This window comes from Klebsiella sp. GW_Kp181 (genome assembly GCF_040062315.1).
GTDB classification, from domain to species: domain Bacteria; phylum Pseudomonadota; class Gammaproteobacteria; order Enterobacterales; family Enterobacteriaceae; genus Klebsiella; species Klebsiella oxytoca.
The window spans coordinates 25,830-35,656 of sequence record NZ_JBEAFR010000074.1; the positions used below are offsets into that span (position 1 = coordinate 25,830).

The following is a 9,827-nucleotide window of genomic DNA, read 5'->3' on the forward strand; positions in this document are numbered from 1 at the left end:
CCTACAATTAGAGATAATCATTATGACTACCGTTAAAAATGAGAGAACCACTTCCGATCTCATTCGTGCAGCCGTATCTGGTTGGTTAGGTACTGCGCTGGAGTTTATGGATTTCCAGCTCTATTCCCTGGGCGCAGCGCTGGTTTTCCACGAGATATTTTTCCCGGAGCAATCTGCCGCTATGGCGCTTATTCTGGCGATGGGCACGTACGGCGCAGGCTATATTGCGCGCATCGTCGGCGCCTTTATTTTCGGTAAAATGGGCGACCGTATTGGGCGTAAGAAAGTCCTGTTTATTACCATCACGATGATGGGTATTTGCACTACGCTCATTGGCGTGCTGCCAACCTATGCGCAGGTGGGGATTTTAGCGCCGGTATTGCTGGTCACATTACGCATTATTCAGGGACTGGGCGCGGGCGCTGAAATATCCGGTGCGGGCACCATGCTGGCGGAATATGCGCCGAAAGGTAAGCGCGGAATTATCTCTTCGCTGGTAGCGATGGGAACCAACTGCGGTACCTTAAGCGCTACGGCTATCTGGGCGGTGATGTTCTTCGTGCTGGATCGCGAACAGCTCGTCGCGTGGGGATGGCGTGTGCCGTTCCTCGCCAGCGTAGTGGTGATGATCTTTGCCATCTGGCTGCGCCTCAATCTGAAAGAAAGCCCGGTATTTGAAAAGGTGAGCGAAGAAGGCACTCTGCAAAATGGAGTGGCCGCTCAGGAAGGCTCCTTCAGCGCAATGCTGAAAAGTAAGTCTTTCTGGCTGGCCACGGGGCTGCGCTTTGGGCAGGCCGGAAATTCAGGGCTGTTGCAAACGTTCCTGGCGGGCTATCTGGTTCAAACCTTAATGTTTGATAAAGGTATCCCCACCGATGCGCTAATGATCAGCTCCGTGATTGGTTTTATCACCATTCCATTCCTGGGCTGGCTGTCAGATAAAGTAGGGCGCCGCATCCCTTATATTATCATCAATATTTCAGCCATTATTCTGGCCTGGCCGATGCTGTCGATTATTGTTGATAAAAGCTACAGCGCGAGCACCATTATGGCGTCATTAATCGTCATTCATAACGTCGCTGTATTAGGCCTGTTTGCGCTGGAAAATATTACGATGGCTGAAATATTCGGCTCACGTAACCGCTTTACCCGCATGGCAATCTCTAAAGAGGCGGGTGGTTTAGTCGCGGTTGGCTTTGGCCCTGTTCTGGCCGGTATCTTCTGTAATATGACCGGTTCATGGATGCCCATTGTTGTTATGCTGGTGTGCTACTCAATCATCGGCTTAATTTCTGCCATCCTGATGCCTGAAGTTCGCGATCGCGATCTGAGCTTGCTGAATGATGCAGCGGATTGCGCACCGCAGAATAAAGCGGTGGGCAACGGACAATATATTTAAGCAGCATACATTCCGCACCGAATGATGATAGCCAAAAATAACAATCTGCCGGGCCTTTAGCCCGGCATTTTTTCACGCTTTTAGTGCGTGAAATAGCACGGTAAATAACCCACTCTGTCTTGTATGGTAGTTGATAAAGGTCAAGGATATCATACCGGTTGCATGAGAGGGTTTATATCAACAGCCCATTCTCACTTCACGTGGGGATTCAGAAATCATAAATATGAGAGCCACCATGGAAAATATGCTTTTAACAGCGCATGCCACGCTGCCATCCTACGATCGTAACCGTCTCGTTCCGCGCATTGTCCATCTGGGCTTTGGCGCATTTCATCGCGCGCATCAGGCCGTATATGCAGATATTCTGGCGACGGAGCACGACAGCGACTGGGGTTATATTGAGGTAAACCTGATCGGCGGCGAACAGCAGATTGCCGACCTGCAGCAGCAGGATTTACTTTTTACCGTCGCGGAAATGTCGGCCGATGCCTGGACCGCTCGCGTTGTTGGCGTGGTTAAGCAGGCGATACATGCCCAGGTGGATGGCCTGGAAAGCGTACTGGCGAAAATGTGCGAGCCCGAGGTCGCGATTGTGTCACTGACCATTACTGAAAAGGGCTACTGCCACTCTCCGGCCAGCGGCCAGCTGCAGCTGGACCATCCGTTAATTGCTGCCGATTTACAACATCCTCATCAACCGAAATCCGCGCCGGGCGTGGTGGTTGAAGCGCTGGCGCGGCGCAAAGCAGCAGGACTGCCGCCGTTCAGCGTCATGTCCTGCGATAATATGCCGGAAAACGGTCACGTAATGCGTAATGTCGTCTGCGCCTATGCTAACGCTGTCGATGCTGAGTTAGCCGAGTGGATTGCGCGTAATGTCACTTTTCCCTCCACTATGGTGGACCGCATCGTTCCGGCGGTAACGGCCGATACATTAGAGAAAATTGAGCAGCTTACCGGCGTTCGTGACCCGGCGGGCGTCGCCTGTGAGCCGTTTCGCCAGTGGGTCATCGAAGATAACTTTGTCGCCGGTCGTCCAGAATGGGAGAAAGCCGGCGCCGAACTGGTCTCTGACGTGCTGCCGTTTGAAGAGATGAAGCTGCGCATGCTAAACGGCAGCCACTCTTTCCTTGCCTGGCTGGGCTATCTGGCCGGCTACCAGCATATTAATGACTGCATGCTGGACGACAACTATCGCCGCGCCGCGCATGCGCTGATGATGACTGAGCAGGCGCCGACGCTAAGCGTGCAGGGCGTTGATCTGGCACGCTATGCCGGCCTGTTGATCGATCGCTATAGCAACCCGGCGCTGCAGCACCGTACCTGGCAGATAGCCATGGACGGCAGTCAGAAGCTACCGCAGCGGATGCTGGATTCGATTCGCTGGCACCTGGTTCATGGCAGCGACTTTACGCTGCTGGCGATGGGCGTTGCCGGCTGGATGCGCTACGTCAGCGGGGTGGACGACCGGGGGCAGGAAATTGAAATTTCCGATCCGCTATTGCCGATCATCCAGCAGACTGTCCAAAATAGCGCGGACGGAGAAGAGCGGGTTAAAGCGCTGATGGGCATTGAGGCTATTTTCGGCCAGGACCTGAGCCAGGAGCCCCGGTTTGTTAATGAGGTTACGCGCGCTTATCTGTCGCTGAAAAAACACGGAGCCAAAGCGACCGTTGCCGCCTGGGCTCAGGAGAACTAAACATGGTGCCGCCGATGATGGCGGCATTACTGTTACATACCATTTCTGAACACTATTTTTATGTTCAGGGAGGGCTGTTTAAATAATAAATCTTGATCCAGATCGTTGAATATACATAACTTTATCTAACAACAGTTAAGTATAAATAATTGGCGTTTATTTTAATCTCTAAAGTATTTATTTGGGGGATTTATCATTCACCTGCTGAAGTAACTATGGCATGATGAGTTAACTTACTAAGTTTCCTCAGAAAAAAGGAGAACGGTCTATGTACAAAAAAATTTTGTTGCCAGTAGACGTTTTTGAAATGGATTTAAGTGATAAGGCGGTGCGTCATGCCGAGTTTTTGGCCTCAGCGGATGAAGGTGAAATAACGCTGCTCAACGTTCTGCCGAACAGCAGTAGCTCAATATTGCGCGGCTTTGCGGCTGATATACGTAAGTTTGAAGCCTATATGCGCGAGGAGTCGGAGAAAAAAATGAAGACGATATCCCGTCTGTTCTCGATTCCCGCCGGGCGAATTCACTCCAGAGTGGTGTTTGGCAACGTACGTGATGAAATCCTGGCGGTGAGCAGTAATGAAGAATTTGATGTTATCGTTATTGGCTCCCGTAAACCGGGAATATCAACCCATCTGTTGGGCTCTAACGCCGAGTCGATTTTACGCCACGCCAAAATACCGGTTTTGGTTGTCAGATAATACCGATCATTTTGTTTCTGGCGGCAGAGAAACGTTCTGCCGCTACGCATTTTACTCTTCGCTAAACCAGTCGCTATTTTCCTGACGTACCAGCAGCACGGATTCGCTAATTTCTTGCAGATGCAGGCTCATCGCCTTTTCAACCGCATCCGGGTTGCGGGCCACCAGCGGCTGGAAAATATCATAATGCTGGCGCAGCATCATATCGGGAGGAGTGACGTGATCGAGGCTCATGTAGCGCACCCGGTCAATGGTGGCTTTAATGTTTTCAACGGTATCCCAGGCGAGCTGACAGTCGGCAATTTGCGAAAGCTTCTGATGAAACTCATCATCCAGCTGGAAAAAATCGGTTAACTGCTGGCGCTCAACCGCCGTGCGCTGCTGATTAAGATTTTGCTCAAGCTGGTAGAGCTGCTCATCATTCACCATTCCGGCAGCGCGTCGCACCACGGCGCATTCGATAGCCTGGCGGACAAAACAACCGTTGCGTACCTGCGAGAGAGAGATCTTATTTACGTAGCTGCCGCGCTGCGGACGGATCTGGATCAGGCCATTTTCAGCCAGTTTTATAAAGGCTTCGCGCACCGGCTGGCGAGAAACGTCAAAGCGCACGGAGACTTCTTTCTCCGAAAGCGGGGTCCCGGGCGGAATCAGACAATGGACGATATCCCGACGAAGGATACGATAAATTTGCTGATTTACGGGCTGTGTCGGATTCAGTTGAGCTTCTGCGGCCATTGATGGTTACTTTTTATAAGGTAGTTGCGCTATTTTACGGGATTTTTACCGTCCAGCCCAGACCCGGCCTGCAGGCCGGGTCACGGAGCTTAGCCCTGACGGTGAACGTTCAGTCCGGCAAAACTTTGGCTGACCGGCATCATTTCCAGGGTGTTGATGTTGACGTGTTTTGGCAGGTTCGCGACCCACCAGACCGCTTCGGTGACGTCTTCCGGCGTCAGGGCTTCGGTATTCTCGTAGGCTTTACCCGCCTTCGCGTCGTCACCTTTAAAGCGCACGTTAGAGAATTCGGTTCCGCCAACCAGGCCCGGTTCAATATCGGTCACGCGCAGGGCCGTACCGTGCAGGTCTGTACGCAGGTTCAGGCTGAACTGGCGCACAAACGCCTTGGTCGCGCCGTAGACGTTACCGCCTGCATATGGCCACGCGCCGGCGACCGAGCCGATGTTAATGATATGGCCGCGATTACGTTCAACCATTCCCGGCAGAACGGCGCGGGTCATATAAACCAGCCCTTTGTTATTGGTGTCAATCATGTCTTCCCAGTCTTCAATGCTGGCTTTATGGGCGGGTTCAAGACCCAGCGCAAGCCCGGCATTATTGACGAGAACATCAATCGCCTGCCAGTCAGCCGGCAGCCCGGCAATCATCTCTTCGATGGCTGCGCGATTGCGTACGTCCAGCTGGGCGGTATAAAGATTCTCGCCCAGCTCATCCTTAAGAGTTTTCAGGCGTTCTTCGCGACGCCCGGTGGCAATCACTTTGTGACCGTTAGCGATAAAACGGCGAGTAATGCTTTCACCAAAACCCGCGGTTGCTCCGGTAACCAGGATAATCATCTTACTGTTCCTCAACGCTTTTTGTGTCTTCATACCATAGCACGCGATCCCGGCGACGGGTAATGGAAATCATCAGTCAGACGTTGTCGATCGCGGCGATAAACAGAGTATTGATTGCGGTCAATCAATGAGTTGCCTAATCTTACAGGATAATCGTTTTCAGGAGATGAAGATGTCGGAGAACAATCCTTTTTTCAGCGTTAGCCTGCTACCTTATCAGGCGCCGCGTTTCGATCTGATTGACGTCAGCCATTACCGACCCGCCTTCGACGAAGGCGTTCGTCGCCAGCGTGAAGAAATTGCCGCTATCGTTAATAACCCGCAGCCGGCTGATTTTGCCAATACCCTGGAGGCCCTGGAGCAGAGCGGTCAGCTGCTGGCGCGGGTAACCAACGTCTTTTTTGCGATGGCAGGCGCGGAGACTAACCCGACCATTCAGGCCCTCGATGAGCAGTTTTCCGCCGAGCTGGCTGAACTGGCTAACGATATCTGGCTCAACGATGCTCTTTTTCAGCGGGTGAAGCTGGTGTGGGAGCGGCGAGAATCGCTCTCCCTTGACGCCGAGTCCAGACGTCTCCTGGAGGTAACCTGGCAACGCTTTACCCTTGCGGGAGCCACGCTTGCGGAAGAGCAAAAAGCGGCGCTGCGCGCGCTGAATACCGAAGCGGCGGCGCTGCAAAGCCAGTTCCAACAGCGCCTGCTGGCGGCGGTAAAATCGGGGGGCCTGGCGGTGGATTATGTTCATCAGCTCACAGGTCTCAGCGATGATGAGATAAGCGCAGCGGCAGAAGCCGCGCAGGAGAAAGGGTTAAGTGGACGCTGGCTGCTTTCTCTGCTCAATACCACCCAGCAGCCTGCGCTGCTTTCGTTGCAGGATCGGCAAACGCGAGAAAATCTTTTTGCAGCTGGCTGGACGCGAAATCAGAAGGGCGATGCGAATGACACACGCGAGCTGGTGCTGCGGTTGACGGCAATCCGCGCGCGCAAAGCGCAACTGCTGGGCGCAGATGACTTTGCCAGCTGGTCGATGGCCGATCAGATGGCGGGCGCCCCGGCAGAGGCGTTTGCCTTTATGCGGCGAATCGCTCCGGCGGCGCGGGCGCGAGCCGAACAGGAGCTGGCGGATATTCAGCAGGTTATCGATCAGGAAGGCGGCGACTTCCGCGCGGCAGCGTGGGACTGGCTCTATTACGCAGAACAGGTGCGCAGGGCGAAATTTGCTATCGATGAAGCACAGCTTAAGCCCTATTTTGCTCTCGAGCGCGTTCTGCGTGATGGCGTATTCTGGGCAGCGACACAGCTGTTTGGCATTCGCTTTGTGGAACGATTCGATATCCCGGTTTATCACCCTGACGTGCGGGTCTGGGAAATCATCGACGCTAGCGGTGAGGGTATCGCACTTTTTTATGGCGACTATTTCTCGCGGGATAGCAAAAGCGGCGGGGCGTGGATGGGCGTATTTGTCGAACAATCCACCCTGCGTGCGCAGCATCCGGTTATCTACAACGTCTGTAACTATCAGAAACCGAAAGCCGGGCACAGCGCGTTGCTTTCCTGGGATGAAGTTATCACTTTATTTCACGAGTTTGGCCATACGCTGCACGGGCTGTTTGCCAGCCAGAAGTACGCCAGCCTGTCGGGAACCAATACGCCACGCGATTTTGTTGAGTTTCCTTCGCAGATTTATGAACATTGGGCCAGCGAGCCGCAGGTGTTTGCCCACTATGCGCGGCATTACCAAACCGGCGAGGCCATGCCGGCAGCGCTTCGCGACAGCATGTTCCGCGCGGCGAAGTTTAATAAAGGCTACGATATGAGTGAGCTGCTCGCGGCGGCGCTGCTGGATATGCACTGGCACAGCGTAGCCGTGGATAAGCTAGCCGATGACGTTGATACTTTTGAAGCCGCAGCCCTGCATGCGGAGAAAATGGATCTTCCCGCCGTGCCGCCACGCTATCGCAGCAGCTACTTCTCGCATATTTTCGGCGGCGGCTACGCCGCGGGTTATTACGCCTATCTGTGGACGCAGATGCTGGCGGACGACGGCTACCAGTGGTTCGTTGAGCAGGGTGGTTTAAGCCGTGAAAACGGCCAGCGCTTCCGCGAGGCGATTTTGTCTCGCGGCAATAGTACTGATTTAGCAGAACTTTATCGCCAGTGGCGCGGACACGATCCGCAGATTGAGCCGATGCTGGAAAACCGCGGGCTGAGTTAGTCGAGCGTTTTGGCGAGTAGAAGAAGACCGGGCGCAGTTCAGCAGAGCCCGGTTTTTTGTCTATTTTTCTTCCCCAAAATCCCGCCAAAACTTTTCCCCAAAATATCATGAGGCATGGCCCATTTGATGCCACTGAAACCTATAAATTTACTTTGTATTATATATTTGATTTCTTATCCGCGATTCCTTTGGCATCGCTTACAGAGTTCTGCAATCGAAGGAAGCCATTATAAAATAATAATAACTTTGTATTAGTTACAAAACTAAATTGGTGTTAAATAGCGATAATTTTGTTAGCTTCTTCTACGATGGTATCGTTAACGATAGCACCAATTCCAGCCATAATTAAGCCACATCCCAGCACTCCTACCGGACCAGACAAAACGGCGGCAAAAGCTAATGCTGCGAGATGCGTGGCGGCAAAATCGATAGCGATTGTCTGCACTTTAACAAAGAAAGGATGCCAGTTATCAGTCTCAACTCAGCGCCCGGTTCTCAAGGTACAGGTCGGCAAACTAGTTGGCCGACTGATTATGACGGAGGATCTCTAAATGTGAATGGCACGATTATGCGGGATACTTACATCAATAGCCTCAAAATGTTCATTTCCGGCACAAGGTTTTCAGCAGGGAGTCCCAGACTTATTTGTGAACATCTTTGCAAAATGGATGGTCAATTTTGAAGACCCTTCGGCTGTGCGCTTGAACCTTTGATTAAGTTGTTCATTCCAAATAAGAATGCTCCATGAGCCAACATCCCCCATATGCAGATACTTAATCCATCGATGCTCCACTTACGGCTTAAAAGATAATGACAAATTGCAGCTGATGGCTGATAATTACTGGTTGTTAAGTAACATCATGGCTGAAAGATGCTATGCGTTACTATAACGAAAATGGGGTATTGAAGGTTTAGGGATTATAAATTTATGAGATTTTATGGCATCGATTATCTACAAATGCAGTCTAATATCAATGATTATTTAAAATACATTATTATATTTAGTACATTATTTATCCTGATCGTTGTTTTTAGCCTGTATATGCGCCATCGTTTACAAACTAAATATCGTGACTTAACGATCATTGCGTTCTTATTTTTACTCTTCATTTCTGGTGTTCAGTATGCAGATTATACCGATAGCCAAAATATACACTCCAGGTCATCACAAATGGTCAACTTTATTAGGTTGTTGTCGCAAGAAAAAAAAGTGAGTGTTAATTCTATATTCTCCAGTTCAGTACAACTTTCGGATGGCATTATCGTTAAAATTAATGATTTTTATTATCGTGTCAACTTAAGTCTGGATCAAAAAACATACAGCCTGGTAGAGGTTTCGTTAGTAACCCCAGATGTTGAAATCGTGAAAAACTGAGGAATAGAAATGATAATTTATACACCTATCATAATAAAGTTGGGACTGGGAATACTGTGCTTAATTGTTCAAATAAATCTCATGGGAAAGGGAAATCTGGCCCCTTCATCCGCAATGGATCAGGTTCAGAACTATGTGCTGGGGGGGATTATTGGTGGCGTAATTTATAATGAATCAATAACAGTACTACAATTTGTTCTGGTATTAATTATATGGACTTTTCTGGTTTTTGTTCTTAAGTTTTTAAAAGAAAATAATCGGTTAGTAAAAAGAATTCTTGATGGAAAGCCTATTACTTTGGTTCATAATGGAAGTGTTAATGTTAAGGAATGTTTACGCAATGGTGTTTCAGCTAATGATTTGATGTTCAAATTAAGAGCAAGTGGTATTTATGAAATAGAACAGCTTAAACGAGTGATACTTGAACAAAATGGTCAGTTAACCATTATACAAAATGGTGATGAAAATATACGTTATCCAATCATAGTGGATGGTTTGGCCAACCATGATCTGCTCGAAATCCTTAACAAGAATAGTGACTGGTTAGAAAATGAAGTTATAAAGCAAGGCTTCAATAAAATCAGTGAAGTGTATTTAGGTGAGTATTTATCAGGTAGAATCAATTTATACGGATATGAAAAATAAAACCCAAAACCAATGCCCTTGTTATCAGCATCCAACTGATATTGGTGATTTTTTGTAGAGGGGTAAGTATCAGGAGGCTGCCATTTCTGGTGTACCTCTATCTCAGGTCTTTAGCATCAACATCCGCTTCTGACTGTGAGTTCAACCGATGGATGCAACACGCTTATTGAACCGCTCTGCGGGTGATTCATAGTCTAGCGTTTTTCTCGGCCTTTCG

At 50.0% G+C, this 9,827-nt stretch carries 8 protein-coding genes and 1 pseudogene; 6 read left to right on the forward strand and 3 right to left on the reverse strand.

Going from position 1 to position 9,827, the window contains the following annotated elements:
• Positions 1-22: 22 nt before the first annotated feature.
• The 3 genes from ABLV11_RS19090 to ABLV11_RS19100 all read left to right on the forward strand — a co-directional run bounded on the left by ABLV11_RS19090 (position 23) and on the right by ABLV11_RS19100 (position 3,798).
• Entirely contained in the window at positions 23-1,399 is a 1,377-nt protein-coding gene (locus ABLV11_RS19090) for an MFS transporter (protein ID WP_126489184.1), read from the forward strand.
• A 235-nt stretch (positions 1,400-1,634) separates the two neighbouring features.
• Positions 1,635-3,098 (forward strand): mannitol dehydrogenase family protein, encoded by a 1,464-nt coding sequence (locus tag ABLV11_RS19095; RefSeq protein ID WP_196090264.1) that lies wholly within the window; start codon positions 1,635-1,637, stop codon positions 3,096-3,098.
• Positions 3,099-3,366: 268 nt separating this feature from the next.
• Positions 3,367-3,798, forward strand: coding sequence for a universal stress protein (locus ABLV11_RS19100; RefSeq protein ID WP_004102436.1), 432 nt, complete (start codon positions 3,367-3,369; stop codon positions 3,796-3,798).
• A 51-nt stretch (positions 3,799-3,849) separates the two neighbouring features.
• On the opposite strand, the gene ABLV11_RS19105 is transcribed toward ABLV11_RS19100, so the two are convergent.
• Entirely contained in the window at positions 3,850-4,536 is a 687-nt protein-coding gene (locus ABLV11_RS19105; RefSeq protein WP_004102435.1) for a GntR family transcriptional regulator, read from the reverse strand.
• A gap of 89 nt (positions 4,537-4,625) precedes the next feature.
• Positions 4,626-5,375, reverse strand: a complete 750-nt coding sequence (gene ydfG / locus ABLV11_RS19110; protein WP_004102434.1) for a bifunctional NADP-dependent 3-hydroxy acid dehydrogenase/3-hydroxypropionate dehydrogenase YdfG — start codon at positions 5,373-5,375, stop codon at positions 4,626-4,628.
• Positions 5,376-5,547: 172 nt separating this feature from the next.
• Between ydfG and dcp the strand changes: the two genes are divergently transcribed.
• On the forward strand, positions 5,548-7,590 hold the full coding sequence (dcp, locus tag ABLV11_RS19115; protein WP_224330672.1) for a peptidyl-dipeptidase Dcp: 2,043 nt from the start codon (positions 5,548-5,550) through the stop codon (positions 7,588-7,590).
• A 274-nt stretch (positions 7,591-7,864) separates the two neighbouring features.
• Here the strand turns inward: dcp and ABLV11_RS19120 are convergent.
• Positions 7,865-8,056, reverse strand: a pseudogene (locus ABLV11_RS19120) (colicin-like pore-forming protein); the annotation flags it as partial.
• Positions 8,057-8,518: 462 nt separating this feature from the next.
• Between ABLV11_RS19120 and ABLV11_RS19125 the strand changes: the two are divergent.
• Together ABLV11_RS19125 and ABLV11_RS19130 are read left to right on the forward strand one after the other, a co-directional pair.
• Entirely contained in the window at positions 8,519-8,965 is a 447-nt protein-coding gene (locus tag ABLV11_RS19125) for a DUF3290 domain-containing protein (RefSeq protein ID WP_004102431.1), read from the forward strand.
• A gap of 9 nt (positions 8,966-8,974) precedes the next feature.
• Entirely contained in the window at positions 8,975-9,610 is a 636-nt protein-coding gene (locus tag ABLV11_RS19130) for a DUF421 domain-containing protein (RefSeq protein WP_004102429.1), read from the forward strand.
• Positions 9,611-9,827: the final 217 nt, after the last annotated feature.